The sequence below is a fragment of the Pseudomonas abyssi genome, assembly GCF_003444685.1.
GTDB lineage: Bacteria > Pseudomonadota > Gammaproteobacteria > Pseudomonadales > Pseudomonadaceae > Halopseudomonas > Halopseudomonas abyssi.
Window position 1 is genome coordinate 1,666,857 of the sequence record NZ_LMAZ01000001.1, and the last position, 26,225, is coordinate 1,693,081.

21 protein-coding genes are annotated in these 26,225 nt (G+C 61.0%); 14 read left to right on the forward strand and 7 right to left on the reverse strand.

Annotated elements, in window-relative coordinates:
- From ASB58_RS07740 to ASB58_RS07750, 3 genes are all read left to right on the forward strand, one after another.
- Complete coding sequence (locus ASB58_RS07740) at positions 1 to 861, forward strand: D-hexose-6-phosphate mutarotase (protein WP_118129904.1); 861 nt, start codon at positions 1 to 3, stop codon at positions 859 to 861.
- A 156-nt stretch (positions 862 to 1,017) separates the two neighbouring features.
- Positions 1,018 to 3,348 carry an ammonia-forming cytochrome c nitrite reductase subunit c552 gene (locus ASB58_RS07745; protein WP_118129905.1) on the forward strand — a complete coding sequence of 777 codons (2,331 nt, stop codon included), beginning with the start codon at positions 1,018 to 1,020 and terminating at the stop codon, positions 3,346 to 3,348.
- The gene (locus ASB58_RS07750) at positions 3,345 to 3,830 is read left to right on the forward strand and encodes a GNAT family N-acetyltransferase (RefSeq protein WP_118129906.1); all 486 of its coding nucleotides are present in this window, start codon (positions 3,345 to 3,347) and stop codon (positions 3,828 to 3,830) included. Before ASB58_RS07745 ends, ASB58_RS07750 begins: the two co-directional genes overlap by 4 nt.
- 27 nt (positions 3,831 to 3,857) lie before the next feature.
- On the opposite strand, the gene ASB58_RS07755 is transcribed toward ASB58_RS07750, so the two are convergent.
- A complete protein-coding gene (locus tag ASB58_RS07755) occupies positions 3,858 to 4,289 on the reverse strand; it encodes a group II truncated hemoglobin (RefSeq protein WP_118129907.1) in 432 nt (143 codons plus the stop codon).
- Between the two features lie 555 nt (positions 4,290 to 4,844).
- Between ASB58_RS07755 and cyoA the strand changes: the two genes are divergently transcribed.
- The 5 genes from cyoA to cyoE are packed head-to-tail and all read left to right on the forward strand — an operon-like array spanning position 4,845 to position 9,652.
- A complete protein-coding gene (cyoA, locus tag ASB58_RS07760; RefSeq protein ID WP_118129908.1) occupies positions 4,845 to 5,798 on the forward strand; it encodes a ubiquinol oxidase subunit II in 954 nt (317 codons plus the stop codon).
- Positions 5,798 to 7,810: a cytochrome o ubiquinol oxidase subunit I gene (gene cyoB, locus ASB58_RS07765; protein WP_118129909.1), complete on the forward strand. Its 2,013-nt coding sequence runs from the start codon at positions 5,798 to 5,800 to the stop codon at positions 7,808 to 7,810. Before cyoA ends, cyoB begins: the two co-directional genes overlap by 1 nt.
- A complete protein-coding gene (locus ASB58_RS07770; RefSeq protein ID WP_118129910.1) occupies positions 7,810 to 8,427 on the forward strand; it encodes a cytochrome o ubiquinol oxidase subunit III in 618 nt (205 codons plus the stop codon). The genes cyoB and ASB58_RS07770 overlap by 1 nt, the downstream gene beginning before the upstream one ends.
- The gene (gene cyoD, locus ASB58_RS07775; RefSeq protein ID WP_373289805.1) at positions 8,424 to 8,765 is read left to right on the forward strand and encodes a cytochrome o ubiquinol oxidase subunit IV; all 342 of its coding nucleotides are present in this window, start codon (positions 8,424 to 8,426) and stop codon (positions 8,763 to 8,765) included. The genes ASB58_RS07770 and cyoD overlap by 4 nt, the downstream gene beginning before the upstream one ends.
- Positions 8,762 to 9,652, forward strand: a complete 891-nt coding sequence (gene cyoE, locus ASB58_RS07780; protein WP_104739604.1) for a heme o synthase — start codon at positions 8,762 to 8,764, stop codon at positions 9,650 to 9,652. The genes cyoD and cyoE overlap by 4 nt, the downstream gene beginning before the upstream one ends.
- A 42-nt stretch (positions 9,653 to 9,694) precedes the next feature.
- Here cyoE and ASB58_RS07785 read toward each other — a convergent pair whose 3' ends face one another.
- Complete coding sequence (locus tag ASB58_RS07785) at positions 9,695 to 10,666, reverse strand: alpha/beta fold hydrolase (protein ID WP_118129911.1); 972 nt, start codon at positions 10,664 to 10,666, stop codon at positions 9,695 to 9,697.
- Positions 10,667 to 10,798: 132 nt separating this feature from the next.
- On the opposite strand from ASB58_RS07785, the gene ASB58_RS07790 reads away from it, so the two are divergent.
- Positions 10,799 to 11,197: a DUF1090 domain-containing protein gene (locus ASB58_RS07790; RefSeq protein ID WP_181977885.1), complete on the forward strand. Its 399-nt coding sequence runs from the start codon at positions 10,799 to 10,801 to the stop codon at positions 11,195 to 11,197.
- A 22-nt stretch (positions 11,198 to 11,219) separates the two neighbouring features.
- On the opposite strand, the gene ASB58_RS07795 is transcribed toward ASB58_RS07790, so the two are convergent.
- A complete protein-coding gene (locus ASB58_RS07795) occupies positions 11,220 to 11,678 on the reverse strand; it encodes a multidrug/biocide efflux PACE transporter (protein WP_118129913.1) in 459 nt (152 codons plus the stop codon).
- An 84-nt stretch (positions 11,679 to 11,762) separates the two neighbouring features.
- Between ASB58_RS07795 and ASB58_RS07800 the strand changes: the two genes are divergently transcribed.
- From ASB58_RS07800 to ASB58_RS07810, 3 genes are all read left to right on the forward strand, one after another.
- A complete protein-coding gene (locus ASB58_RS07800; protein WP_118129914.1) occupies positions 11,763 to 12,641 on the forward strand; it encodes a LysR family transcriptional regulator in 879 nt (292 codons plus the stop codon).
- A gap of 80 nt (positions 12,642 to 12,721) precedes the next feature.
- A complete protein-coding gene (locus ASB58_RS07805) occupies positions 12,722 to 13,477 on the forward strand; it encodes a transporter substrate-binding domain-containing protein (protein ID WP_118129915.1) in 756 nt (251 codons plus the stop codon).
- Positions 13,478 to 13,524: 47 nt separating this feature from the next.
- A complete protein-coding gene (locus ASB58_RS07810) occupies positions 13,525 to 14,178 on the forward strand; it encodes a DCL family protein (protein ID WP_118129916.1) in 654 nt (217 codons plus the stop codon).
- Positions 14,179 to 14,323: 145 nt separating this feature from the next.
- Here ASB58_RS07810 and ASB58_RS07815 read toward each other — a convergent pair whose 3' ends face one another.
- Positions 14,324 to 16,207, reverse strand: a complete 1,884-nt coding sequence (locus ASB58_RS07815; RefSeq protein ID WP_118129917.1) for a putative bifunctional diguanylate cyclase/phosphodiesterase — start codon at positions 16,205 to 16,207, stop codon at positions 14,324 to 14,326.
- 448 nt (positions 16,208 to 16,655) lie between these two features.
- Between ASB58_RS07815 and ASB58_RS07820 the strand changes: the two genes are divergently transcribed.
- The gene (locus tag ASB58_RS07820; RefSeq protein WP_118129918.1) at positions 16,656 to 19,232 is read left to right on the forward strand and encodes a hybrid sensor histidine kinase/response regulator; all 2,577 of its coding nucleotides are present in this window, start codon (positions 16,656 to 16,658) and stop codon (positions 19,230 to 19,232) included.
- A 22-nt stretch (positions 19,233 to 19,254) separates the two neighbouring features.
- On the opposite strand, the gene tpx is transcribed toward ASB58_RS07820, so the two are convergent.
- The 3 genes from tpx to ASB58_RS07835 all read right to left on the reverse strand — a co-directional run bounded on the left by tpx (position 19,255) and on the right by ASB58_RS07835 (position 25,235).
- Positions 19,255 to 19,752: a thiol peroxidase gene (gene tpx, locus ASB58_RS07825; RefSeq protein WP_118129919.1), complete on the reverse strand. Its 498-nt coding sequence runs from the start codon at positions 19,750 to 19,752 to the stop codon at positions 19,255 to 19,257.
- 81 nt (positions 19,753 to 19,833) lie between these two features.
- Positions 19,834 to 23,532 carry a translocation/assembly module TamB domain-containing protein gene (locus ASB58_RS07830; protein ID WP_118129920.1) on the reverse strand — a complete coding sequence of 1,233 codons (3,699 nt, stop codon included), beginning with the start codon at positions 23,530 to 23,532 and terminating at the stop codon, positions 19,834 to 19,836.
- Complete coding sequence (locus ASB58_RS07835) at positions 23,529 to 25,235, reverse strand: autotransporter assembly complex protein TamA (RefSeq protein WP_118129921.1); 1,707 nt, start codon at positions 25,233 to 25,235, stop codon at positions 23,529 to 23,531. The genes ASB58_RS07830 and ASB58_RS07835 overlap by 4 nt, the downstream gene beginning before the upstream one ends.
- 133 nt (positions 25,236 to 25,368) lie before the next feature.
- Between ASB58_RS07835 and xthA the strand changes: the two genes are divergently transcribed.
- A complete protein-coding gene (gene xthA / locus ASB58_RS07840) occupies positions 25,369 to 26,184 on the forward strand; it encodes an exodeoxyribonuclease III (protein ID WP_118129922.1) in 816 nt (271 codons plus the stop codon).
- Positions 26,185 to 26,225 lie beyond the last annotated feature (41 nt).

Below are 26,225 nucleotides of genomic sequence, written 5' to 3' on the forward strand. Positions count from 1 at the left end.
ATGATCAGTACGTCCCCTTTGCCCGACGGCATTTCCTGGGTACACAACGCCGCCGGCAAAGCCTTTGTGGAGATCGAGCACTCCAACGTTCGTGCTCGCGTTGCGCTGGAGGGCGCGCACCTGGTGTCCTGTATTCCAAGCGGACAGGCCGATCTACTGTGGATGAGCCCCTGCGACGCTCAGGCACCGGGTGGCGTACTGCGCGGCGGGGTGCCGCTGTGCTGGCCCTGGTTTGGCAACAGCCGCAGCGGACCGGCCCATGGCATTGCCAGGCGCAGCCTCTGGCAGCTCACCGCCGCCGAGCGCGACGAGCAGTCGGTACGGTTGCGCCTGGAGCTACCCGCCACGACGCAGCATGATGCCTTACCCGACGAATCCTGGGCACTCAGCCTGGAACTGCAACTGGGTACCAGCCTGCAGATGACACTGACCAGTCGTAATACCGGCCGCAGGGCACAAACCCTGAGCCAGGCACTACATACCTACCTGCCGGTCAGCGACATCAGTGAGGTGCGCGTTGCGGGGCTCAATGGCGCAACCTACCTGGACCAGTTGAGCGGCAGCCATCAAGTGCAGCAGGGTGACCTGATGATTGAGCGCGAAGTAGACCGTATCTATCTGCAGCACAGCCAACCCATTTACCTGAGCGACGGGCAGCGCACGCTGGAAATCTGCCGCAGCGGTAGTGCTTCTGTGGTGCTGTGGAACCCGTGGCAAGACAAAGCGCGCAAGCTGGATAACTTTCCAGCCGATGGCTACCGGACCATGCTCTGCATCGAAGCGGCCAACGCCGCTGCAGATAGCCGCACGCTGCAGCCGGGTGAACATCACAGCCTTGGCTGCAGTATTCGGCAAATATAGTCCCGGGAGGTAGCACTCAAGCATTAGCGTCCGCTAGCATGCGCAAGAAGAGCAGAGCCCATCCTGGCTGCGTCCTGCGCAGATGGGAAAGCGAGGGTCACCCAGCCTGCGTACTCGAGGCGGCAATGCCTCCCCCGTGAAAAGGATGCACGCCAGATGCGGCAAAAGAACAAAAACAAGCAGGACCCAACCGTATCCCCCCCGCACTGGCGTCTGATTCTGCCGGCACTGCTGATCCTCGCAGCCGCCGGCATCTGGTGGCTGACACGAGCAGAACCAAACGCCAGCACGCTGGACACCTCCGTCGCGACCCGCTCTGAGCCCTCTGTACCAACGCCAGCCGCCGAAGTACCACCGTCACCAGTCAGCACCCTGTCCACCGACCCAGAGTATGTCGGCCGCCGAACCTGCGCCAGTTGCCATGCCGAACAGAGCGAGCAGTTCAATGGCTCGCACCACGACCAGGCGATGCAAGAAGCCAACGTGCAAACCGTCTTGGGTGATTTCGCCGACCAGACCTTCAATTTTGGCGGCGTGACCAGTCGCTTCTTCCAGCGCGAAGAGCAGTTTTGGGTCAACACCGCCAATGCCGAGGGCGAGTACAGCGATTACCGCGTGGACTACACCTTTGGCGTCTACCCGTTACAGCAATACCTGCTGGCCATGCCAGGCGGCCGCTATCAGGCCTTCAGCGTGGCCTGGGACGCAAGGCCGGCAGAGGAGGGCGGCCAGCGCTGGTTCCAGCTCAACCCGGATGTGAACGGCGACGATCCCGTGAAGGCGCTGCACTGGACCGGTCGCCAGTTCAACTGGAACCTGATGTGCGCCGAATGCCACTCAACCAACCTGGAACGCAACTTCGATAGCGTCAGCAACAGCTACAACACCGGCTGGAGCGAGATTGATGTGTCCTGCGAAGCCTGCCACGGCCCAGCGTCCAACCACCTGCAATGGGCAACCCACCCTGACAGCCACCCCGAGATGGCCGATACCCTGGGCCTGATTGTACGCTTTGACGAACGCCAGGGTGTCAACTGGCTGCGCAATGCCAGCGGACACCCTGAACGCACTGTGCCGCGCACCAGCGAGAAGGAAATCCAGGCGTGCGCCGCCTGCCATTCGCGCCGCGCCCAGCTCTTCGACGATCGACAGGACGCCGGCCTGCTGGTCGAGAACTACCTGTTGTCCACTCTGGATCAGGGGCTTTACCACCCGGACGGGCAGATTCAGGACGAAGTTTTCGTGCACGGCTCCTTCCTGCAGAGCAAGATGTACCAGGCCGGGGTCACCTGCAGCGACTGCCACAACCCGCACTCGCTGGAACTGCGGCTACCCGGTGACGGCGTATGCCTGCAGTGCCACCAGGCCAACCAGTACCAGACACCCAAGCACCATTTTCACAGCACGGCGGCGGGCAGCGCCTGCGTTGATTGCCACATGCCGGCGACCACCTACATGGAAGTGGACCCTAGGCGCGACCACAGTCTGCGCGTCCCTCGCCCGGACCTCAGCGTCACCCTGGGCACACCCAATGCCTGCAACCAGTGCCACACTGACCAAAGCGCCGAGTGGGCAGCCGAGCATGTACAGCAGTGGTACGGCCACACACCACAGGGACTGCAGCAGTATGCCGAGGTCTTTGCCCACGCCCGTGCCGGAGCCAGTGGTGCTGAGCAAGGCTTGCTCGAGCTGCTCGCGAACGAATCCCAGCCGGCCATCGCCCGTGCCACCGCCGCCAGCATGCTGCAATCCTGGCCGGGGCCGGAAGTCGCGCAATCGCTGTTCGTTGCACTGCGGGCCGAGGATCCGCAAATTCGCCTGGGCGCACTGCAGGCGGTGTCCAGCTATCCTCCGATCACACGCTGGCAACTGGTCAGCCATCTGCTGGAGGCGCCAGAGCGGGTGGTGCGCCTGCAGGCCGCCGCCCAATTGCTGGATATTCCGCCGGAGCAGATGCGCGGCGATGATATAAAACGGCTGCGAGATGCTCAGGACGCCTATCTGGCCGCCCAGCAGGCCAATGCCGACGACACCTCCGCGCAGCTGAATATCGGCGTTTTCTACCAGACCCGAGGACAGCTGGCGCTGGCCGAAGATGCCTACCAGCGCGCGATTGAGCTGGACCCGTACTTTATCGCCGCCTACGTGAACCTGGCTGATCTGTACCGCGCCTCGTTCCGCGACCCGGACGCCGAACGTCTGCTGAAAACAGGGCTGCAGCAACTGCCCGAAGCAGCGCCGCTGCACTTCAGTCTCGGCTTGCTCAACGTGCGCAACAAACAGATGGATCAGGCCCTCAGCGCCCTGCGCCAGGCGGTCACGCTAGACCCTGACACCAGCCGCTACCGCTATGTGCTGGCAGTGGGGCTCAACAGCACGGGGCAACGCCCAGAGGCCTTGGCGGAACTGGAGGAAGGCCTGCAGCGTAACCCCCACAGTCAAACCCTGCTGACCCTGCGCCAGCAACTGCAATCAGGACAACCATGAGTATCGATATCATCAACGGCGATTTGGCCAATCCAGCCCACGCGCACGCGCTTGTTCAACTGCTCAGCGAATATGCCCTGGACCCGATGGGCGGCGGCAAAGCGTTGCCTTCGGAACTGCTGGCAGCACTGCCGGAGCAACTGGCAAACCGCACTGACTACCTGTTCGTGCTGGCCAAGGATGAGTCCGGCTTTGTCGGTCTGACCAATGCGTTTGAGGGGTTCTCCACGTTCAAGGGCAAGCCGTTGATCAACATCCACGACGTCATTGTCTCGGCCCATGCCCGGGGCAGGGGAGTAGCGCGCCGAATGCTCCAGCAGGTGGAAGCCATTGCCCTTGAGCGCGGCTGCTGCAAGCTGACACTGGAAGTGCTTGAGGGTAATCAAACCGCGCAAAACAGCTATCGCGCGGTCGGTTTCAAGGGCTACGAACTCGACCCGGTCATGGGCCGGGCCATGTTCTGGGAGAAAACGTTGTCATGAGTTACTCGGACACCCAATGCCGTGTCTCTACTGCTGAGCCTGCCGCATCGCCTGGCTGGCCTGCACCACGCGGTTGGCTGGCACCCTGAGCTGCTCCAGCAGATAGCTGGCAAAGGAGGGGTGGAAGTTCTGACGAGCTATCGCCCGCGCCATGCAATCCAGCCACTGATCACGCAGCTCGGGTCCAACCGCCCAGCGCGCGTGAAAGGACGGAATGCTGATACTGCCAAATTGCTGTTGAAACAGCCGGGGACCACCCAGCCAGCCCGATAAAAAGGCCGTCAGTTTTTCCCGCGCCAGCGTCAGATCCTCCGCATGTAACGCGCGCAATTCGCGCGCGCCTTCCCAGCTGTCCATCTCCTGATAGAAGTCTGCTACCAGTTGACGAATTCCGTCGATCCCCCCAGCTGCCTGGTAGGAAGTGTCGGCCTGCCCGTAAGTCGGGGAGTTGTCTGTCATGTCAGCATTACCGCAAGTGAGCGTAGGCGCATGGTAGGAAGGAAATAGCACCTGCTCAAGCGACCTGACGCCGCACCCCGCATCGCGACATAAAGTCGCACCCCTGCGCGGCCATGTCCGCTGCCACGGCATCACCCTACAGCCCGCTCGCAGCGCAGCCTGCATCCATTGCTGGTGTGCTCAGTCGACCCTGGCTATCACCCGGCACACCCCTGCGCATTGATCTGTGTCATTAGTTGTTACAATTGCGAAGCATCTGGAAATACTTTGTAATACTTTTCGCAACAGGTTCCAGGCGTCCGCTCTGGTTCCCCACGGAAGGCGCCGCTCCCGCGGCCGGTTTGGCGATTGATGCTGTACGCCGTCTCAGTCTGCACAAAGACATTACGCTGACCCATAAAAAAACACTCGGCAGCACCTGACACGCTCATGCGGGAGCGTCACGGGGTGCTGTTGCGTGGGCTATGGGTCGGCTGGTGGGTACACATCACTGGGGCCTGTTGCACCTCGTTCCCTGTCGGGCGCGAGGGCCTGTTCAACGACTAAGGCTGCAACATGAACCCGAAGCAGATAACTTCACTCCTGAAACGGCTCGCCTGGCTGCCGCTGCTGATGCTTAGTGGCTGCAAGATGGTGTTGCTGGACCCGAAAGGGCAGGTCGGCGTCGACGAAAAGTCGCTGATCATCACCGCCACGCTGCTGATGCTGATCGTGGTCATTCCGGTCATCGTGATGACCCTGGTGTTTGCCTGGAAGTACCGTGCAAGCAACACCAAGGCGACCTATCGACCCAACTGGTCCCACTCCACCGCGATTGAACTGGTGGTCTGGATCATTCCCTGTGTGATTGTGGCTATCCTCGGCACCATCACCTGGAAGACCACCCACGAGCTGGACCCGTACCGCCCGCTGGACTCGGACGTAAAGCCGATCGAAGTGCAGGTGGTATCGCTGGACTGGAAGTGGCTGTTCATCTATCCGGAGCAGGGCATCGCCACCGTTAACGAACTGGCCTTCCCGGTCGACACCCCCGTCAACTTCAAGATCACCTCCCAATCGGCGATGAACTCGTTCTTCATTCCGGCGCTGGGTAGCCAGATCTACTCGATGGCCGGCATGCAGACCAAGCTACACCTGATCGCCAACCATGAAGGCAGTTACGACGGGTTCTCCGCCAACCTCAGTGGCGAAGGCTTCTCCGACATGAAGTTCCAGGCCATCGCCACCGATGAGCAGGGCTTCAACGACTGGGTCAGCCAGGTCAAGGCCAACAGCGAGACGCTGGATCTGGACAGCTATCCGGCGCTGGCTGCGCCGAGCAAGGCCGATCCGGTGCGCTACTACGGCAGCGTTAGCCCGATCCTGTACGACACCATCCTCATGCAATACCACAACGGCGGTAAGCACGCGGCCGGCCACGGAGACCACGCAGGTCACCACGGCCATGAAGCTCGTACTGGCGCCGAAATGGCTGGCATGCCCATGAACGCTGCCGAGGAGACCCACTGATGTTTGGCAAGCTGACACTCGAGGCCGTGCCGTTTCACGAGCCGATTATCATGATCACCCTGGCGGTCGTTGCGATTGCCGGCCTGGGGATCTTTGGCGCTATCACGTATTACCGCAAGTGGGGCTACCTGTGGACCGAGTGGCTGACCTCGGTCGACCACAAGAAAATCGGTGTGATGTACATCCTGGTTGCCCTGATCATGCTGCTGCGCGGCTTTGCCGACGCCATCATGATGCGCGGCCAGCTGGCCATTGCCGAAGGCGCTTCGCAGGGCTACCTGCCGCCGGAGCACTACGACCAGATCTTCACCGCGCACGGTGTGATCATGATCATCTTCATGGCCATGCCGTTCATGGTCGGTCTGATGAACATCGCGGTACCGCTGCAGATTGGCGCCCGTGACGTTGCCTTCCCATTCCTCAACTCGCTGAGTTTCTGGCTGTTCGTGGCTGGCGCGATTCTGGTCAACGTCTCGCTGGGGGTAGGGGAGTTCGCCCGCACCGGTTGGGTGGCCTATCCGCCGCTGGCAGAACTGGGCTACAGCCCGGGCGTGGGGGTCGACTATTACATCTGGGCGCTGCAGTTATCGGGGCTAGGGACGCTGCTGACCGGCGTCAACTTCCTGGTCACCGTGTTCAAGATGCGTGCGCCGGGCATGAGCTGGATGAAAATACCGGTCTTCACCTGGGCCTGTACCTTCACCAACGTACTGATTGTCGCGTCCTTCCCGATTCTGACCGCTACCCTGGGCCTGCTGAGTCTGGACCGCTATCTGGACATGCATTTTTTCACCAACGAGCTTGGCGGCAACGCCATGATGTACATCAACCTGTTCTGGGCCTGGGGTCACCCCGAGGTGTACATCCTGATCCTGCCGGCGTTCGGTATCTTCTCTGAGGTGATTTCGACCTTCTCCGGCAAGAAGCTGTTCGGGTACGCCTCGATGATCTGGGCCAGCGGAGCGATCACCGTTCTCGGCTTTGTGGTCTGGCTACACCACTTCTTCACCATGGGCTCGGGCGCCAACGTCAACGCCTTCTTCGGCGTGGCGACCATGGTGATCGCGGTGCCGACCGGGGTAAAACTGTTCAGCTGGCTGTTTACCATGTTCCGCGGCCGCGTGCAGTTCACCACCCCGGTGCTGTGGACCCTGGGCTTTATGGTGACCTTCACCGTGGGCGGCATGACCGGCGTTCTGCTGGCCGTACCGGGTGCGGACTACGTGCTGCACAACAGCCTGTTTTTGATCGCTCACTTCCACAACACCATCATCGGTGGCGCGGTGTTCGGCTATCTGGCCGGCTTCACCTTCTGGTTCCCGAAAGCCTTCGGTTTCAAGCTGGATGAGCGTCTGGGCAAAGGCGCCTTCTGGTGCTGGATCACCGGTTTCTTCGTGGCCTTTATGCCGCTCTATGTGCTGGGCTTCATGGGCATGACGCGCCGTCTGAACCACTACGACAACCCGATGTGGCAACCGTACCTGATCGTTGCCTTCTTCGGTGCCGGCCTGATTCTGTGCGGCATTCTGTTCCAGTTGGCTCAGCTGGTGGTCAGTCTGCGCAACCGTGAATCGCTGCGTGACGTGACCGGTGATCCGTGGGGTGGTCGCACCCTGGAATGGTCGACCAGTTCGCCGCCGCCGTTCTACAACTTCGCCGTTACCCCGACCGTGCGTGCACTGGATGCCTTCCAGGATATGAAAGAGCGCGGCGAAGCCTACCTGCGTCCTGATCACTACGCACCGATTCACATGCCGAAGAACACCTCGGCTGGCGTGATCATCGGTCTGCTGGGCGCGGTATTCGGTTTTGCGCTGGTCTGGCACATCTGGTGGCTGGGGGCGGTCAGCTTCATCGGCATGATCGCGACCTTTATCGCCCGCAGCTACAACGAGGACGTCGACTACTACGTGCAGCCCGACGAAATCGAGCGCGTCGAGAACCGGCATCACGCCAACTTTGCGGCGCCGCGTTCGGTGCTGAACACTCAACCCGTTGCGGAGCAGATCTGATGTCGAGCACTGTAATGCACTCAAACCACGCCGTGGCGCATGACGACCACGCGCACCACGACACCGGCGGCAACACCGTGTTCGGCTTCTGGCTGTACCTGATGACCGACTGCATCCTGTTCGCCAGCGTGTTCGCCACCTACGCCGTACTGGTCAACCACACAGCCGGTGGCCCCAGCGGCAAGGACATCTTCGAGCTGCCCTACGTGCTGGGTGAAACCGCGCTGCTGCTGGTCAGCAGCTGCACCTACGGCTTTGCCATGATCGCGGCGCACCGCGGCTTCAAAGGGCAGACGCTGGCCTGGCTGGCGGCGACTTTTGTGCTGGGCGCGGGGTTTATCGGGATGGAAATCAACGAATTCCACCACCTGATCGCCGAAGGCTTTGGCCCGGACAGGAGCGCGTTTCTGTCGTCCTTTTTCACCCTGGTGGGCATGCATGGTCTGCACGTGACCGCCGGCCTGGTGTGGATGGTCATCATGATGCTGCAGGTCAGCCAGCGCGGCCTGACCGACCGCAACAACACACGCCTGATGTGCCTGAGCCTGTTCTGGCACTTCCTGGACATCGTCTGGATCTGCGTGTTCACCATTGTCTATCTGATGGGGACTATCTGATGAGTCATGCGCATTCCGACGCCGGTGCCGGTCACGGCAGCTACGGCTCCTACGCCATCGGCTTTATTCTCTCGGTCATCCTCACCGCCATCCCGTTCGGGATGGTGATGAGTGGGCAGTTCAGCCAGAGCGTCAATCTGATCAGCATGGTCGTCATGGGCGTTGTGCAGATCGTAGTGCATCTGGTGTGCTTCCTGCACATGAACACCTCGTCCGAGGGCCGCTGGAATCTGGTGGCCTTCCTGTTCACCGTGCTGATCATCGTCATGCTGGTGGGGCTGGCCATCTGGATCATGGTCAACGCCGACATGCTGATGATGCCCTGGATGTTCCAGTGAAACTCAAACGCTATCTGCTGGTCACCAAGCCCGGCATCATCTTTGGCAACCTGATTGCGGTGGCGGGGGGGTACTTCCTCGCTGCCCAGGGGCAGATCGATCTCGGTCTGCTGCTCGCTACCGTGATCGGGCTGTCGCTGGTGGTTGCCAGTGGCTGCGTGATGAACAACTGCATCGACCGCGACATTGATCGGCATATGCAGAGGACGCGGAGCAGGGTGCTGGTCACCGGACAGATTTCGCTGCTGGCGGCGCTGGCGCACGGTGTGGTGCTGGGGCTGGCCGGTTTCGGTCTGCTGTGGTGGTACACCACGCCGGTCGCCACCGCGCTGGCGGCGTTCGGCTTCTTTATCTATGTGGGCGTCTACAGCCTCTGGATGAAGCGCCGTTCGGTCTACGGCACGCTGGTCGGCAGCCTGTCGGGTGCCATGCCGCCGGTGGTGGGCTACTGCGCCGTGACCGGTCAGTTCGACACCGGTGCCGCGCTGTTGCTGTTGATCTTCTGTCTGTGGCAGATGCCGCATTCGTACGCGATTGCCATCTTCCGCTTCGATGATTACAGCGCAGCCGGCATTCCGGTACTACCGGTCAAAGAGGGCATTCGGGTCACCAAACAGCACATCGTCTGGTACATCCTCGCCTTTGCGGCGGCAGCACTGATGCTGACGCTGTCCGGTTTTGCCGGTTACGGTTATCTGGTCATCGCGCTGCTGGTCAGCATCTGGTGGCTGGTGATTGCGCTGTCCGGTTACCGCGAAGAGGTGGATGACCGCTTGTGGGCACGCAAGCTGTTCGGCTTCTCGATCATCGCCATCACCGCGCTGAGTCTGATGATGTCGATCGACTTTCGGGTTCTGCCATCGCCGACGTTGTTTGCCGGTCTTTGATTGAATGCGCCCGGGCTGCAGGCTCAGGCGCATTTCCCCACCTTAAGGCAACTGGAGAAAGCGCAGCATCGCCTCATTCACAGCCTCGGGCGCCTCGTTCTGAAGCCAGTGGCCAATCTTCGGCAGCATGACGATGTCGAGGTGCGGAACGCGTGGTGCCATCATTTCACGCAGTGCATCTGCGCCCATGCCTTGAATCACCATATCTGCAGTACCGGCAATAAACAGCACCGGGCAGGTGATTTTACTCTCGCGCAGTGGCAGCAGGCGGCGCCAGTTCTCGTCCAGATTGCGGTAGTAGTTGATACCGCCGGCAAATCCGCTATGCCGATAGGCATTCAGATAATAAGCGAGCATCTCGTCGGAGAGCCAGGCAGGTTGCTCCTTCGGTACACCCAGGCGGCCAATCCAGCCGCCGCCTTCGGAAAGCGACTTGCCCAGCAGAGGAGGGTGGCGCGGCGTATCCGGGGAGCAGTAGAGCGCGCGCAAGATGCCTTCTGGGTCTCCGTCAAACTCGGCTTCGGCAACGCCCGGTTCCTGAAAGTAGATCTGATAAAAGAACTGATCTTTGAAATAGCTGCGCAAAAACTCGATTGGCGGTACATCGGCAACCGGGCGCAGCGGGACGCTCATGATGATCAGCCTTTCGACGCATTCCGGATGCAACTGCACAAACTGCCAGCTGTTGATCGCGCCCCAGTCGTGGCCGATCAACAATACCGGCGCGTCCGGGCTGTAGTGCGCGACCAGCTCCTGCATAAAGCCGGCAATGCGGGTGACGTTGTAATCATCAATTTGCGCTAGCGCCTCGGTTTCGCCGAAGCCGGGCATGTCAGGGGCGACCGCCGTATAGCCCGCATTGGCCAGCGCCACCATCTGCTGTCGCCAGGAGTACCAGCACTCAGGCCAGCCGTGAATAAACAGTGCAACCGGCCCCTCGCCAATACTGGCAATACGCGTGTTTACGCCGTCAATCAGACGATGTTCCAGCAGGATGTCGTCAACGCTGTACATGGGCAATCCTTGTTGTTGTGCGATCAAAAGCCCATTAACGTCAACCAGCAGGGCAAGCGTCAACCGTGATTGGTACAGTGAATGATGCCTTTAATGAGCTACAGTAACGCCATCGATCAGGGAGTCCCCACTATGATTGCAAAACAGCATTTATTGATAGCTGTCACGCTCTGCGCCATGCCAGCGCTGGCGAGCGAGCCACTGGAGTCGCTCTGTCAGCAAAAAGCGGAGGAGATACAGCGGCAACTGGAAATAGCCGAGCAGGCGCAAAACCGAGGTCAGGTAGCGGGCCTGACACGCGCCCTGCAGGGTGTACAACACAATTGCAGCAACGAGCAATTGCTGAATGACGCAGCCCGTGAGGTACGAGAGCACACCGCCGAGGTACGCGAGCGCGAGGCGGAGCTCTCTGAAGCCGAGCGCAGCGGTGACGCAGAAGATGTACGCAAGCGCACCGCCAAACTGGAAGAAGCCGTAGAGGAACTCGAGGCCAGCCGCCAGGCGTTGCAGGCACTGGAAGCAGCACAATGAGGTGATCCGGCAACAGCCCGGCTCAACTGGCCGGGCCCACCCTCCAGCAAGCCATCACCTGTGAGCGATACCGGTCGTACAGCCAGTTGAACATCAGCGTGTAGGGCAGGAACAGCAGCACCAGACCGATATCCAGCATCAACGCCTGCAACAGATCAACCTGCATCCACCAGGCAATCATCGGCACCAGCGCCACAATCAACCCGACCTCAAACAGGCAGGCGTGCGCCAACCGCAGGCGCAGCGTGCGTCGCCAGCCGCGACGGCGCTCCAGTGACTCGAAGCCGGCACTGAACAGCATATTCCAGAGCACCGCGACGAAGGACATCATCAGCGTCAGCGCCCCGCTGTGCGCCAGCGACTTGCCGCTGACCAGCGCGACCAGGGGAGAGAACAGCAGCACCGCCAGCCCCTCGAACAGCAGCGCATGCACCACCCGCTCAGACAAGGATTTGCGAGGCACCACAACAGCCGTACTCATAAAAATAACTCCTATCCCATCGACAGGCGCATTTTCTACGGTCTATCCTGCAGTTAGAAATTAGAAACCATCGGCAAAACCGATATGAAACTATCCCCGGAATCTCTTGAAGCCTTTGCCCAGACCGCCAGTCTGGGCAGCTTCAGCGCCGCTGCACGGCGCCTGGGTAAAAGCCAGTCCACCATCAGCGAAGCCATCGCGCGGCTGGAAATTGATCTCGGCGTAACGCTGTTTGACCGCAGCGCCAAATCGCCGGTCTTGAGCGAAGCAGGGCAGGGGTTACTGCGTCACGCCAACGCGGTACTGAGCGCAGCAGAGCGACTGCAACAAGCCGCCCACGCCCTGTCGGCAGGCCTGGAGCCTCGCCTCAGTCTGGTGCTGTCTGATGCTTACCAATCAGCCCATTACAGCGCCCGGTTGAACGAACTCGCAGAGCGGTTCCCGGAGCTGGAATTCGAGTGCATCTTTGCTGAGCACGACGACATCATCGACCTGATCAGCAGCGGCCGCGGGACCTTGGGGTTGCTGCCTGTTGCCGGCGCGCACCCGCCGGAAATCGGCCGCGCCAGCGTGGCCGAGCGCGCCGAGTTTGCGGTTTTTGTCGGCAGCAGCCATCCGCTGGCCGGACGGGAGAGGGTAGAGCTGGATCAGTTGGCACAGCACCGCGCCCTGCGTCTCAATACCCTTAAAGGCAAACGCCAACCGACAGACGATTTGCCGGACGCCGCCGTACGCAGCTGGATCGCACCCAACTATCTGATATTGCTGGACCTGGCCGTACTCGGCTTTGGCTGGGCCAGCCTGCCGCGCTGGCTGGTCGACAACTACGGTGCAGGTCGACTGCGCGAATTACAGGTACCCGGCTGGCCCCGTCAGCAAGCCCTGGAGGTCATCTGGTCCAGACAGCGGCCACTGGGACCAGCCGCCAGCTGGCTAAGGCAGACGCTGTTGGGGCATAGCTGAGCACGTCCAACCGGTAGCACCGCAGCGGGCTGCTATGCTGACTGAAAGAAGTCAAACGTTCGACCGCAAGCAGGACTGCCATGAAGCCACGCTCAGTCGTCGCGACGCTAGTCATCAGGGGCATCGTCTGGTTGCTGCTGTGCAGCAGTGGTGCCAGCCACGCCCAGCAGCACACATGGAAGGTCACCTCTTTGGAGTGGGAGCCTTACTCCAGCTCCAGCATGAACAACGGCGGTAACGCCATTCAACGTCTGCGCAACATCCTGGCTCAGTGCAACATCAGGCTTCAGGTCGAGTTTTACCCTTGGCGCCGAGCCAAGGAAATTGCCGGGCGCAGCGATTATCTCGGCTACTTCCCAGCCTGGCCGGACGGGGTGCGGACTGACTTTGTTGCTTCAGAGCCGGTCGACTACTCTGGTCTGGCGGTCATGGCACTGGCAAGCACCAGGGTAGAAACGACCGACCTCGAGCAGCTGTTTGCCACGCACAGCGTTGGCCTGGTCAACAGCTATGGTTATCCCGCTGAGCTGCGCCGCCTGATAGAAACCTACCCGGAAAACACCTACCTGGGCGCCACCAGCGATCAGATGCTGCTGAAGATGCTGCTGGCCAGGCGCTTCGAACTGGCGATTACCGACCCGACCGTGCTGCAGTACCTGGCCGACCGCGACGGTAATGGGGAGATCAGACTCATCAAGGCGTTGCCAGACCTGCCACTGCTGATTGCCATGCGTAATGCTCCAGACACTCGGCAGCAGATCGCGCTGACACAACGCCTGCTGCAACGTCACGCGCGCGCAGAGCCGATACAGCAAAGCGACTGCGTTATGGATTGAGGGACACTGAGCGAATCAAGGTATTAGCAGGGAAGGGAGAGATAGCGTTGTACTGGTTAGGCCCATTTCAATACGCCTCCAAACGCGAGTTACTGGACCGGCTGAAAACCTTCGTGGCCACAGCAGCCACCGGCAAGGTCACACACCCCATTGCAGTGCAAAAGCTTCACCTGCTGATCGCCCAGCACCCGGACGCAGCGCGGAAAATCGGGCCTGGAGTCGACCACTTCGTGATCAAGCGCAACGCGCTGGGCGCAGGCCAGGGGCTTTGGCTCGTGCGGTGTGACGGCAGTGAAACCTCATTTTCCTACAAGCGCTGCATCACCGGCGTTCGTCAGTCGTCCTACGGCAAGGTCTGTGAAGCACTCAGGTTCGAAGTTCGTGCGCAATTGATAGCGTTCCGAGAAAGGCAAACACTGCCCACGCGCTGTGCGATAAGCGGCAACCAGATCATGCAGCGCCGTGATCTGCACATTGACCACAAAATCCCATTCTGGCGACTGCTGCAGCGTTTCGCAGAGGCACAGCAGCTGGAACTGTCAGCGCTCGCTACCAGGGGCAGCGGAGAAACACTCACGCTGATTGATCAGGAGGTAGCGGCGGCGTTTGCCGCATTCCATCTGCAGCACGCGCAACTGCAGCCATCCTGCAGAAAGGCAAACGGTCTCAAGGGAGGCCGACTGCGGTCTGACGATTGCTGACGGCGTCCAGCTCAAGAAGCCGCGGGAACGGGGAGCAAGGGATCATCTTCTACGGACACTGATATTCCGGCCAATACCTAATTTAACATAATATATATTATGCGAACCCAGGTATCGTACGCGCAGAACTGGATTTGTCCCCGTATCAGACGTTGAACCGCTGCGCATAGCCTTGGAAGTCACCCGCTGGCATCGGCCGGGAAAACAAATAGCCCTGACCCAGCTTGCACCCCAGATCAATCAACGCTGACTGCACACAGGCGGTTTCGATACCCTCGGCGGTGGTTTGCAGCCGCAGACTGCGCGCCATCTGAATGATCGCCGTCACTATGGCCAGGTTCTGTTCGTTGCTGCTCAGGTCGGTGACAAAGGATTTGTCGATCTTGAGCTTGTCGACCTGAAAACGCTGCAAGTAAGCCAGGTTCGAGTAACCGGTGCCAAAATCATCTATCGCCAGCTGCACGCCAAGTCGCTTGAGGTTTTGCAGGCGCTGCATAAAACGCTCGGAGTCTTCCAGCAGCATGGACTCGGTCAACTCCAGTTCAAGCAACGCCGGATCCAGGCCGCTGGCGTCCAGCGCCAGGGCGACACTTTCTTCCAGATTGCCGCGGTGAAACTGCACCGCCGACAGATTGACCGATACCCGCAGCCCTTGCCAGGTGGCTGCCTGCCGGCAGGCCTCAAGGAGCACCCAGTCGCCGATACTGGTTATCAGCCCAGATTGCTCTGCCACGTCAATAAAGACATCCGGGGCAAGTATTCCGCGCTGTGGATGACGCCAGCGTAACAAGGCTTCCGCCCCTTCCAGACGGCCTTCGGCCAACGCCATGATAGGCTGGAAATACAGCTCGAATTCATTGTGCGCGAGCGCCTGACGCAAGTCTTGCTCAATGCTCAGTCGCTCGTGCGTATTCACGTTCATCTGCTCGTCAAACAGACAGCAGGTGTTGCGACCAGTCGCCTTGGCACGCTGGGTTGCCAGCTCAGCCTTGCGCAGCAACGTGGCAAAATCATCACCGTCGCGCGGAAACAGCGCCATGCCGATAGACAGCGAGGTCACCAGCTGCATGTCGCCAAGCGTGATGGGCTGTCCGACGATTTCCTGCATGCGACGGGCCACGGCGAGCGCAGTCTCCTGCCCATCGAGGTCGGGCAGCGTCATGATGAATTCATCACCCCCTTGCCGACTGACCGTATCCGATTCGCGCACCGCCCGCTGGAGGCGCTCAGCGATAATCTGCAGCAGTGCATCCCCAGCCGCGTGACCCAGTGAGTCGTTGATAGTCTTGAAGTTGTCGACGTCCACAAATACCAGGGCGAGCTGCCTGCCCTGCCCCCGCGCCCGTTCGATCGCCGACTGCACCAGCTCGCCAATAACCTGTCTGTTAGGCAGGTCGGTGAGCGAGTCATGCTGCCTGAGATGGCTCAGCTTGGCCTCTGAGGCGCGCAGACGTTTCACCTCTTGGCGCAGCAACGCCCGCGCACAACGCAGGTCACGCATCAACAAGGAAATGGCCAGCGCAGACACCAGTAAAATGGAGCAGATTACCGTCAGGCGCCCCCAGCCTATCGGCGCCGGCGTGTAGCTGCGTATGCCTGCAACGGAGAGGCTGGTAATGGCGACCACAACGCACAGCATGAAAACCAGCAAGCCGAGAAACAGTCGGCGGGTAGCAACCGTACCCGCCACCACCAACAGCGCCGGAAACGCCAGAATGGCGCCACTGTAGAGGCCCTGAGACTCCCACATAGAGATACTGACGGCAGCCGCCACAACGCTCAGCACCAAGGCAACAGAAGCCTCAAGCCGATCTCGCCGATTGAGGATGCGCCCCGCCAGCACGGTGAGCACAGCCACGGCGAGCAAGGCGCTGTTAAACCAGTCCCCCACCCATAACGTGCGTACGGCAATCACCAGCAAGACCAGAATCAACGCATTGGCAATCAGCATCAGCCGCTGCGCCTCGCGAGCACGCCCGTTGCCGTATTTCACGGAGTTCAGATCCGGGTCTAGCGGCAAGTTATCCATGCAATTCGTGCATCCTTTAAGCGAATCTGATGAAGGCAAAGTGACACCAAGGTGCGAAAGCTAACGGATAGCAAACAGGAGATTCAAGCCCCCTGCTCCGCCGCTTAGCCCCTTAAAAAAGCGCGCCCCGCTCTAGCACGGGGCGCGCGTCATAAAAACAGCGTCAAAATAATTTCGCAATAGTCTAGCGCTTTCATCTCGGCGACGTAAGCAGGGAACGCGGCGCGCCCTCCAAATTAGAACGGGGCGGTCACTGCGTCTGCGCAGGCGAACTTGAGTACCGGAACGTGATGGCCGGTAAGCGGAGCATGCGCCAGGCGCGCCACGCCTTCGTTGATCATGAATGATCAGCTAACGCCCCGCGGGGCAGAATCTTCTGCATGCAGCGCCCTAGCCATCTATCATAGGGACAACCTACCGCCCGATAGCTACCGACGCCGTTACACCTATGCCAGAAAGCTCTGCTACTTCCTCCCTGTCCCCCGGACGTGCCATTGTCAGCCGAAAAAATAGCATTGCGTGGTTTGTTGCCGCGCTGGCGCTGCTGGCCACAGTGCTGTTCTGGCAGTATCAAAGCGAGCGGGAACAGGAGGCTGCGAGCAGGGAATTCACTCTCCTCACCGACGATATTGCGGTTGCCATCCGCAAACGCATGCTCAACCACGAACAGATCCTCTTGGGCGGCGCGGGTCTGATGGATGCAAGCGGTCGGGTCTCGCGGGTTGAATGGCGGGTCATGGTCGAACGCCTGAGGCTGTCCGAGAACTACCCTGGCATTCTTGGCGTCGGTTACGCCCAGGCCGTTGCACCAGAAGGGCTTGAGGAGTTTGAAGAGCGCGTCCGTGCAGAAGGGTTTCCTGACTTTCAGGTACACCCTGTCGGCCCACGTCCTTTTTACACATCCATTCTGTTTCTGGAGCCATTCCGAGACCGCAACCTCGCGGCATTCGGGTACGACATGTTCTCCGAGCCTGTGCGTCGAGCCGCCATGCAGGCCGCCGCTGAAAGTGGCCACACTCGGATGACCGGGCCCGTCCGCCTGTTGCAGGAAACCCACGGCGAGGTGCAGGCGGGCATTCTTATGTACACGCCGATCTATCATCGTGGTGCGCCGCTCGATACCCCGGCACAACGTCAGCGCGCCCTGCGCGGCTTTGTCTATAGCCCCTACCGCATGGGTGATCTGCTGGAAGGCATCCTTGGCTCACGTACGCCGGGCGTACGTTATCGGATTACCGACACCGAGGCCGGTCTGGATTTTCCCCAGCTGTACAGTGATCTGATCCCGGACAGTGCCGAAGCGACCCACCAACGCACCCTGGATATTCATCTGTACGGTCGCAACTGGCGACTGGAATTTGCCAGCACCCCCAGCTTTGAGCGCACCTCTGGCCCCAGCCCTTGGGTGTTGCTGCTTGGCCTGGCCAGCGCCCTGCTGCTGTTTGCACTGGCTTCCATGCTGGTGCTGCGGCGCGAGCAAGCGGAGCGCATTGCCCATCAGATGACTCGCCGACTGCGCGCCAGCAACGAGGCCCTGCGCCAGAGCGAAGAACGCAAGCGCCTGGCCCTGCAGGGCAGCAACGACGGCTGGTGGGATGTGGACCTGCAGACCTGGCATTTTCTAGCCTCCGACCGCGCCTGGGAAATGATCGGCTATCCGCCACAAGACGCAGCGCAGTCATTGCATCGCTGGCAATCGGTACTGGCCCCCCAGGCACGTCACCAACTGATCAGCGCGCTGCGAGGGGTGATTCAGTCACAACAAGGCACCTTTGCAGAAGAAACCCGGCTCACCCACCAGACCGGTCACAGCATTCCCGTGCTGCTGCGTGGCATTGTGCAGCGCGACGAAGCCGGCAAGGCACTACGGGCCAGCGGCACCATGCAGGACCTGACTGAAGCCAAGCGTGTGGAGCAACTCAAGAGCCAGTTCGTATCGACCGTCAGCCATGAATTACGCACCCCGCTCACCTCCATCTCCGGCGCCTTGGCCATCGTCAACAGTGGCAGCCTGGGCCCGGTACCCGAGGCAATGCAACGCATGCTGGAAATTGCCCAGGACAACAGCCAACGCCTCAATTTGCTGATCAACGACCTGCTCGACATGGAAAAGCTGGCCGCCGGCAAGATGCAGTTTGAGATGCGCCCCTGCCCCCTCACCGAGCTGATCGATGAGGCGCTAACCGCCAACCAGGCCTTTGCTGCCAGCCGCGACGTTTCCCTGCAGCGCCAGGGCGACAGCGCCTGCTGGGTAAGAGTCGACAGCATGCGTCTGCACCAGATACTCAACAACTACCTGTCCAACGCGATCAAGTTTTCGCCAGCCGGGAGTGTCGTTACTGTCGAGACCGAGCGTGACGGTGACCGGGTCACCATCAGCGTGATTGATCAGGGCGAGGGTATTCCGCTGGCGTTTCAGGAGCAGATATTCAGCAAGTTTGCCCAGGCAGACAGCTCGGATCGTCGCCAGCAGGCCGGTACCGGACTGGGCCTGGCGATTACCCGAGAGCTGGCGCAGCAGATGGACGGCGAAGTCGGTTTCAGCTCGCTGCCGGGGCACGGTGCCATCTTCTGGTTACGCTTGCCTGTGGAGGCCGCCGAAGAACAACCCGCCGACGCACCGGATGATGGTGCCGAGCGCACCGTTCTGGTGGTCGATGACGACCCGATGATCGCGGAGTTCGTCGCCTTGGTGGTTCGCCGCGCCGGCTACATTCCGACCACCGCGACCAGTGTCGCGCAGGCCCGCAGCTGCCTGCAGGGACACAGCTATACCGCCTTGCTGACCGATCTGCGCCTGCAAGACGGCCATGGCCTCACACTGATACGGGATCTGCGCGCAGACCCGGCCTCTGAAGCGCTGCCCATTCTGGTACTGTCTGCATACTGCGAGGAAGGTCAGCGTTTGCTGCAAAACGGCAGCGAGGATAGTGCGTTGGCCTGGCTGGACAAGCCGGTAGACGAGAAGAAACTGGTGAGCGTGCTGGAAGAGTTGGTAGCGCGCTGCAGGGCGACAGCCGGCTGAGCGGCCGTCGCCCTGTGAGCAGTTAGAGCGCTGCCAGTGCTGCGTCGTAGTTCGGCTCCTGGCCGATCTCGCTGACCAGCTCGCTGTGCAGGACCTTATCGTCTTCATCCAGTACCACAACCGCCCGTGCTGTCAGACCTGCCAGCGGGCCGTTTTCGATATCCACTCCGTAATCACGCACAAACTCGCGGCCACGCATGGTGGACAGGTTGACCACGTTCTCCAGCCCCTCTGCACCGCAGAAACGCGCTTGGGCAAACGGCAAGTCGGCAGAGATGCACAGAACGACGGTGTTGTTCAAGGCACTGGCCTTGCTGTTGAAGGTACGCACCGAGGTAGCGCAGGTTGGCGTATCAACGCTGGGGAAGATGTTCAGGATTTTGCGCTTTCCGCTCAGGCTGGCGAGGCTGACGTCAGACAGGTCCTTGGCAACCAGAGTGAAGGCCGGAGCGCTGTCGCCCTTGGCCGGAAACTGCCCGCCAACGGAAATCGGATTACCGCGCAAAGTGACGCTAGACATGATGACTCCTTGAACGTGCCGCAGCACGCAATGGGTGTGGGTACGGATGACAGACTCGGCGGCAGCCCAACCGGGCTGCACTCAGAAGTCGATACGATAGAAGAAATCGAGCGAGCTGGCAAAGCCGCTGACGGCCTCCAGATACAGGCGCCGGGTCAGCTCGTAGCGCAACGCCAACTGGTTGGCTGGTTCAAATACGCCAACGCCGTAGCGCACGCTCAGCTTGTCGGTGATGCTGCCACTGGCGACCACCTGAGTCTCGTTACCGCTACCCTCGGCCTCAACGGCAAAGTCCTCAAGACCCAGCGCATCACCGATGCCACGGGTGATCGGTGCGCCGCCCGCCAGCCCGAGCCCGAGTGCCGCTTGAGCCAGCAGGTTGTTATCCCCCTCCTCGCCCAACGGCCGCCCGAGCACCAGGTACGACATGGCCTCCTGTTGCGACATACCGGGCTCCGAGAAGATTTCGGAGGTCGGGCTAGCGGCATTGCCGGTAATCCGCAGCCCCGCAATCACGTCATCGACCCGGCGAATGGCCTCGACATTCAGGTAGGGCTGGCTGATCGGGCCGGAGAACAGCAGCAGCGCGCGACGTAGCTCCAGCTCCTGCCCCAGCCGGCGAAACTTGCCATCCAGGATCTGCAAGTCTCCATTGGCGGTGAGGTTCTCCTGCACCTCCAGCTGGCCCTTCAGGCGCCCGCGTAAACCAAAGGCGCTGAGCCGCAACTGATCCCCGATGTTCAGCTTGACCCGGGCGGTGATACCCAGCGCAGCGCCCTTCTCTGCCGCTTCCTGTCCGACGATCACCACGTCCGGCGACACGGTCACGGCACTGGCCGGCAGCTCGCGCACGCGAATATGCCCTTCGGGAATCGCCAGCTCACCACCCACATGCAGGTTGTTGTCACGCAGGGTAATTGCCAGATCAGGCGCAACCTGCAGCTGGGCGTAGGGTTCCACGTTCACCGGCAAGTCGCTGCCACGCAGCTGCAGGTCCACATCCAGCGGCGCCCAGCCGAGGCTGCCCGACAACGTCCCTTGCCCCTGCTCGCCGCTGCTCCAGCGACTGTCAAGCTGGGCGCTGGTGCCATCAATACGGATGTCGGCCTGCAGCTGTTCAAGACTGACGGGCAAGTTACGGCCAGCCACCAACCCGTCGCGCAGGCTGAGCATGCCAGTAACGACCGGCTCGGTCAGCACACCAGACAAGTTGCCATCACCATTCAACGTCAGCTGCAACTCATCCACATCAGGCAGCATCGGGCGCAAGAAATCCAGCTTCAGATCGCTCAGTTGATAATTCCCGGTGAGCGTCTGCGCCCCGGCCGGATCGGCGATATCGGCGTTGACCGCCAGTTGACCGATCATCTCGCTGGCAAGGCGCACCTCAGCCGTCGCCGCCCGGCCCCGCAGGCGGGTATCAACAGAGAGTTGCTGGTATGGGAAGTCGAGCAGCTCCTGGCCATCGCGGACCTGGATCACACCGTCCTCACTGCGCACCGTTACCTGACCAACCGGTGCACGACCTGGGGACTGAGTGAGCACCACCTGGCCGTTGAGCAGACCTTGCCAGCTCAGGTCATCCGGCAGCCAGGGTTGCAGCTCGGCCAGATCAAAGTCACTCAGATTAAGGTCGACTTTCCGCTCCGGCATCAGCGTCTGCTGGCCGTTGAAACACAGACTGGCGGCCGATTGCTGCCAGCAATGGCCGGATAACTGCAGCCGGCCATCGCCCAGGCGATAGTCGATATCGGCTTTATCCTGCAGCACCAGCTGAAACTGCTCGGAGCCAAGCTCACCACGCGTCAGCGTGCCACGCCAGGCCGTATCGTCCAGTGCACCGCCCAACGCCAGGTCGGCGTCAGCCACCCCGTTTTGCAGGGACAGCAGCAGTTCGTGTGCAGCGCGGCGGCCTCGCAGGGTCAGCTGCAGGTCACCCAGCTGCGTTTCGTCATTGCGTATACCCTGGCCGGTAATCGCCAGGTTCAGCGGCAACTGCTCATTCAAGGTAGTGCTGGCGTCCACATTCAAGCTGTCCACCTGCAGGCTGTCGAGGCCAACGCCGGCGCCGCGCAACATGCTAACCAGCTGAGGCGCCGCACTGTCACCGCCAAGCTGCAGATATCCGTCAAGGCGCCCCTTGAGGCCCGGCCAGAGGGTGGCCAGATTATCCAGCTGCAGATCAAAGCGTCCGTCTACCTGCTCGCCCCAGCGTGCCCGCCCATCAATGCTGTTGGCGCCCTGGCGCACCCGCAGCTGCTGCAGCAACCAGTCGTTCTGCGGCTTCTCCAGCCGCCCCGACAACACGAGTGGCTGCTGGCGCAAGCTGCCGCTGATATCCCAGTCGGCGTCCAGGCGCAGTTGCTCACCCTGCAGCTGGCCACGGCTGTTCAGCTGGCCGTTGAGGTCGCCAGGCAGCGCCGCAACAAATACCGCAGGGTCAATACCCTGCAGCTGGAAGCGCCCGTCCCAGCTCACTGCAGGCTCCAGCGTCAGGTCCACCTCGCCATTGGCCTGACCGGCGGCGGTCAGTATCTCCAACGGCGTGACACGAAGCTGCTGCTGGTTACCGGCCACGCCAGCCTTAAGGTTCACCTGCTGACCTGCGACACCGGCCAGGCGTGCCTGTAGGTCCGCTTTCAGCTCCTCACCACGCAGCTGCGCAGCCATCGCCAATTGCTGCAGCGACACCTCACCGGTATCAACGGGATACAGCCATTGCCAGGGGAATGCATCCAGAGCCAACTCCCCGTTTGCCTCCAGTGTCTGCTGCCAGCTGGCATCGGCCTGCAGAGCGAAGCGGCGCGCGGGTGCATCGGCAACGTGCATCTGCACAGCCAGCAACGGCACACCCGTGGTGGTCACCTCGCCGTCAACTTCAAGCAGCACAGTACCGCCATCACCGGGCAGGCTGGCGGTGGACTGCAGCAGGTAGCCCTCCTCCAGGTTACCCAGCAACTGCAACTGCCAGTCATTGAGCGTCAGGGAGGCAGGCAAACTGCCGAGGGCCAGAAACGGCTCGCCCTGCCAGCGCAGATCAACCGGGATGCCCGGCTCGTACAGGTTGGCGCTGGCGTTCAGCTTACCCGGCAGATAGCCTCGACTACTGGCGCGCAGCTCCAGCTCACGCAGGGTGCCGCTGGCCCGCGCATGCAAGGCCCAGTCGCGGCCATCCACCGGTGGAAGGTTCAGGTCGGCGGTCAACTCCAGCGGCCAGTCATCGCGCGTCTGCACACTGCCGTAAAGCTGCCAGTCCAGTTGCGGGCCGACGCCGGAAAAACGCTCGATAACCAGCTGATCGCCGCTGCCACGGGCAACCAGATCAACGTCACTGAGCAGCGCTGTTTCTCCGTCCAGCGACAGCTCGCCCAGATGCACCTCGCCCAACTCCAACCCCAAGGGCAGCTGTACTGCCGGCAGGCTGAGCGGTTCGCTGCTTTGCGTCTCTTCGGCCGGCTGACTGACGACCACAATACGCTCCACCGTCAGCCGATCAATGCACAGCGTCTTGCCGAACAGGCACGACGGACTCCAGCGCAGAGAGGCGGCATCCACCCGCAAGTCCAGCGTCGGATCGCGCCAGGCAATATGGGAGAAGTCCCATCCGTGCCAGAAATCGCCGCCTTCAAAGCCCAGAGTCAGGCGTGGTTCCAGCGCTTCGGCTTTGGCAAACAGCCAGCGGTTGACGCCCTCGCTGGCCAGCAAAAAGCCCAGCAAGACCGGAATCATCGCCAGAATAAACAAGCCACGGACAAGCGCCCGAACCAGAAAACGGGTCACAGCTCAGGCCCCATGGAAAAGTGAATCTTGTATCCCTCGTCAGGGTCGGACAATGACCTGGCCAGGTCTACCCGTATCGGTCCGATTGGCGATACCCAGCGCACGCCGATACCCACACTCGTCTTCAAAGGATCGGTCAGCGAATCAATCGCATTACCGTAATCGACAAAGGTCGCTGCCCGCCACTTGTCGATAAACTCGTACTGGTACTCGGCCGTGCTGGCGATCAAATAGCGTCCGCCAACCGTATCGCCGGTGCTATCGACCGGCGACAGGGTCTGATAGTCATAACCACGGATGCTCTGGTCACCACCGGCAAAAAAGCGCAGCGAGGGTGGAATACTAGAGAAATCGTTGGTTGCCACCGCGCCCAGCGCCAGGCGGCCAAACAGGCGATGATTGTCAAAGGCAGTGTAAAGCCCCTTCACCTGCCCCATCACCCGGGCAAAATCCACGGTCGACAGAACACCCTCCTTGGCACCCTGAACATCCAACAGCATGCTGTAGCCCCGCGAGGGATCGACGCCGCCGGTAGCCTGGGTACGCTGTAGCACCAGACTGGGAATCAATAACGTGGAATTGCCGGAATCATCGCCCAGCGAGAAGATTTCGTGCTGTAGCCGCAAACCAATGGTGCGCTGCCAGCCGCTTGCCAAACGGGTGTTGAGCTCGGCGCCGACTGCCAGGCTACGGGTCTCGACGTCGTCGATATCCTCATGCTGCCAACCGACAAAGTAGCGCAGATTGTTGTCCAGCGGCGGGTCCAGCGGCACCTGATAGAACGCAGTGACGTTCTGGCGAGGTATGGATAGTTCCATACTGGCACCGCGGCTATGGCCCTTGGGGTTAACCCAGTGCTGGTCCCAGGTGAGCTTGCCACGCACCCCGACATCGGTCGAGTAACCTCCGCCCAAACCCAACGAGTGCGGGTCGCGCTCGGTGATTTCGACCTGCACCGGAACGTCCTGACCGTTTGCCCGGTCCGCAGGAGCCGTCACCAACACCCCATTGAAGTAGCCACTGGACAGCAGATCCTGATTCAGCTGGCCAACCAGGTCGGCGTCATAGGGCACGCCCGGCTCAAACGGCACCATACGCGCCAGAAGCTCGGGGTCAAAAATGGTCTCGGAGAAATTCACCTGCCCCAGACGGTAACGCGGGCCGGTGTCGTACTGAATATGGATATCGGCGATATTGCGTTCAGGGTCAACCCGCAGTTCACGCCTGAGGTACTGCCCCTCAAAGTAGCCGTAGCGCAGCGCCTGGTTGTTGATCTGCGATTTGACCGTCTCGTAGCGTCCGTGATGCAGCACCGCGCCCGGCTGCAGCATGGCCGCGCTGGGCAGCAAAAAGGCATCGGTACCACGCCCAGCGCCCAGAATCTCGATATTCACCGCGCCCAAACGGACCGGCTCACCCAGCTCGACCTTCAGCGTCAGAACGGGGTCATCCTCATCACCACTGATACTCAGCTCGTTGCGGGAGTGGTAATAGCCAAGGGCCTGCGCTGCCAGCGTTGCCTGCTGATCAATGTGCCGAAACTGGCGTTCCAGCGCCTCCGGGCTGTCGCCTTCCACGACGCCTACATAGGCTTCGATGTTCTCACGCACAGATTTCTTTGCCGGCACCACGGTGACCTTCAGACTGGCCTGCGCGCCCGCAGCAACCAGCAGCAGACAGATCAAAACTATTGCGCGCCCCATGAGCTCCTTCCCGGCAAAATCAGCAGGCGAATGCTATCACGTTCCCACCGGTATCGCCGTGCTCAAGAACAGGCTTTTGCGGTACTCTTGCCGCACTCAGTCGCCAGAAAGTCACTCAAGAACGGACCTAACCATGAAGATCGTATCCTTTAATATCAACGGCCTGCGCGCACGCCCTCACCAACTGAAAGAAGTGGTGGACCGGCACTCGCCCGAGGTAATAGGTCTGCAGGAGACCAAGGTCGACGATCCTCAGTTCCCGCTGGCCGACCTTGAGGCACTTGGCTACCACGTCGCCTTCCACGGCCAGAAGGGACACTACGGTGTGGCACTGCTGACACGTCAGCAACCGCTGTGGGTACGCAAGGGCTTCCCGGGCGACGCCGACGACGCCCAGCGCCGCATGATCAGTGCCGCGGTGCCCTGCGCCGACGGTGAACCGCTGATTGTCTTCAACGGTTACTTTCCTCAGGGTGAAAGCCGCGACCACCCCGTCAAATTCCCCGCCAAAGAGAAGTTCTACGCCGACCTGCAAGCGCACCTGGAGGCCGACTTCAGCCCTGAGCAGCGCATTGCCATTATCGGCGACATGAACATCTCCGACACCGACGCCGATATCGGCATCGGGCCGGACAACGCCAAACGCTGGCTGCGCACCGGAAAATGCAGCTTCCTGCCGGAGGAACGCGCCTGGCTGCAACGCCTGAAAGACTGGGGGCTGATCGACAGCTTCCGCCACCTGCACCCGGAAACGGCCGATCGCTTCAGCTGGTTTGACTATCGTAGCCGCGGCTTTGAAGACGACCCCAAACGTGGCCTGCGTATCGACCTTATCCTGGCAAGCAAGGCGCTGACCGAGCGCTGCCTGGAAAGTGGGATCGACTACGACATCCGCAGCATGGAAAAGCCCTCCGATCACGCCCCCATCTGGACCCGCTTCGATCTTTAGACACAAAAAACGGCGCGCCACTAGGGTCTGTTGACGTTTCC

What these genes read in the sequence shown, in the direction of transcription:
- ASB58_RS07750 (WP_118129906.1), top strand. Translation starts at nt 3,345, where the DNA reads ATGAGTATCGATATCATCAACGGCGATTTGGCCAATCCAGCCCACGCG.
- ASB58_RS07800 (WP_118129914.1), top strand. Translation starts at nt 11,763, where the DNA reads ATGAAACTATCCCCGGAATCTCTTGAAGCCTTTGCCCAGACCGCCAGT.
- ASB58_RS07740 (WP_118129904.1), top strand. Translation starts at nt 1, where the DNA reads ATGATCAGTACGTCCCCTTTGCCCGACGGCATTTCCTGGGTACACAAC.
- ASB58_RS07820 (WP_118129918.1), top strand. Translation starts at nt 16,656, where the DNA reads ATGCCAGAAAGCTCTGCTACTTCCTCCCTGTCCCCCGGACGTGCCATT.
- cyoA (WP_118129908.1), top strand. Translation starts at nt 4,845, where the DNA reads ATGAACCCGAAGCAGATAACTTCACTCCTGAAACGGCTCGCCTGGCTG.
- ASB58_RS07745 (WP_118129905.1), top strand. Translation starts at nt 1,018, where the DNA reads ATGCGGCAAAAGAACAAAAACAAGCAGGACCCAACCGTATCCCCCCCG.
- xthA (WP_118129922.1), top strand. Translation starts at nt 25,369, where the DNA reads ATGAAGATCGTATCCTTTAATATCAACGGCCTGCGCGCACGCCCTCAC.
- ASB58_RS07770 (WP_118129910.1), top strand. Translation starts at nt 7,810, where the DNA reads ATGTCGAGCACTGTAATGCACTCAAACCACGCCGTGGCGCATGACGAC.
- ASB58_RS07785 (WP_118129911.1), bottom strand. Translation starts at nt 10,666, where the DNA reads ATGTACAGCGTTGACGACATCCTGCTGGAACATCGTCTGATTGACGGC.
- ASB58_RS07805 (WP_118129915.1), top strand. Translation starts at nt 12,722, where the DNA reads ATGAAGCCACGCTCAGTCGTCGCGACGCTAGTCATCAGGGGCATCGTC.
- ASB58_RS07835 (WP_118129921.1), bottom strand. Translation starts at nt 25,235, where the DNA reads ATGGGGCGCGCAATAGTTTTGATCTGTCTGCTGCTGGTTGCTGCGGGC.
- ASB58_RS07815 (WP_118129917.1), bottom strand. Translation starts at nt 16,207, where the DNA reads ATGGATAACTTGCCGCTAGACCCGGATCTGAACTCCGTGAAATACGGC.
- cyoB (WP_118129909.1), top strand. Translation starts at nt 5,798, where the DNA reads ATGTTTGGCAAGCTGACACTCGAGGCCGTGCCGTTTCACGAGCCGATT.
- ASB58_RS07790 (WP_181977885.1), top strand. Translation starts at nt 10,799, where the DNA reads ATGATTGCAAAACAGCATTTATTGATAGCTGTCACGCTCTGCGCCATG.
- ASB58_RS07755 (WP_118129907.1), bottom strand. Translation starts at nt 4,289, where the DNA reads ATGACAGACAACTCCCCGACTTACGGGCAGGCCGACACTTCCTACCAG.
- ASB58_RS07795 (WP_118129913.1), bottom strand. Translation starts at nt 11,678, where the DNA reads ATGAGTACGGCTGTTGTGGTGCCTCGCAAATCCTTGTCTGAGCGGGTG.
- tpx (WP_118129919.1), bottom strand. Translation starts at nt 19,752, where the DNA reads ATGTCTAGCGTCACTTTGCGCGGTAATCCGATTTCCGTTGGCGGGCAG.